The sequence below is a fragment of the uncultured Photobacterium sp. genome (assembly GCF_947502415.1).
Classification (GTDB): Bacteria; Pseudomonadota; Gammaproteobacteria; order Enterobacterales; family Vibrionaceae; genus Photobacterium.
The window spans coordinates 1-305 of sequence record NZ_CANMZV010000119.1 but is presented as its reverse complement, the minus strand read 5'-3'; the positions used below and the strand labels follow the sequence as shown (position 1 = coordinate 305).

Below are 305 nucleotides of genomic sequence, written 5' to 3'. Positions count from 1 at the left end.
ACCGCAGCAGCCACCATCGATGTGGCGTCCAATGCCTTCACCGACAGCGCGGGGAATACCAATACCGCGGCGACCCAGCTCAGTCTCAGCCTGGATACCGTACTGCCGGGGATCAGTATCGGCAGTGACACGGCGAGCCTGAAAGCCGGCGAGACCGCAGCGCTGACCTTTACCCTGAGTGAAGCCAGTTCAGACTTTGCGGAAAGTGATATTACCGTGGTCGGTGGATCACTGAGCGGCTTTAGTGGTAGTGGCACCACATATACTGCGACGTTTACCCCGGACAGTGATCGCAGCGCAGCGGC

1 protein-coding gene is annotated in these 305 nt (G+C 59.7%); it reads left to right on the top strand.

Annotated features, from left to right (window positions below):
* A partial coding sequence (locus Q0852_RS23785) for an Ig-like domain-containing protein (RefSeq protein ID WP_299022932.1) occupies positions 1 to 305 on the top strand: 305 nt, incomplete at both ends.